The 631-nt window shown below is 64.3% G+C and carries 1 protein-coding gene; it reads right to left on the reverse strand.

What is annotated here, in order from left to right; genetic code table 11:
• The coding region (locus tag UG56_RS27380; RefSeq protein WP_143055238.1) for a DUF222 domain-containing protein at positions 1-435 on the reverse strand (435 nt) is incomplete at its 3' end.
• Between the last annotated feature and the right edge of the window lie 196 nt (positions 436-631).

Raw genomic sequence — 631 nt, forward strand, 5'->3', positions numbered from 1 at the left:
GGCACTGGCGACCGGGTCGGCCTGGATCTTGTCGAGCGCCGCGGTGATCACCCGGGCCTTGTCCAGGGACACCACACCCTCGGCCAGGCCAGCGGCGACGCGCTTGTACTTCGCGACCCTGGTAGCAAGTTTGAGCTCCGACCTCGCCGCGTCTTTGTTGACCAGCAGCTCGGCACGCATCCACGCCGAGGCGTCCTTGTCGCCGGTCTCCTCGGCGATGTCACCGGCCGACGCGAGCACCCGCAGTTTCAGGGCGGCCTGTTGGGCTTGGAGCTTCTCCAGTCGCTTGAGGAGGTTCTTCTTCTGCTCGGTGCACCAATAGGCGGGATCGGTCGCGAGCAGGTCGTGGAGGGCGGCTTCGATGGCCGCCAACGCAGCGTCGATCGCATCGCCGGGGTTGGTGCCCCAGTGGTCGATCTCGCGCCCGAGACTCATCGCCTGCCCTCCCTTCAGAGGTGTGCTGTGATGGGTCTGATTCTACTCTCCTAGCACCCTTCTTGCCATCTATTTCTGCAGGTCAGAGGCCATTTCTCGATCAGCGAACGCCCTCGTTCCTGTGGATGGTAAGTGGCCCGAAGGGCCACCTGTTTCACCCGAGCAACACCATCTGTCCCGGGGATGACTCTGCCGC

Origin of the sequence: Nocardioides luteus (assembly GCF_000960475.2) — a bacterium.
GTDB classification, from domain to species: Bacteria; Actinomycetota; Actinomycetes; order Propionibacteriales; family Nocardioidaceae; genus Nocardioides; species Nocardioides luteus_A.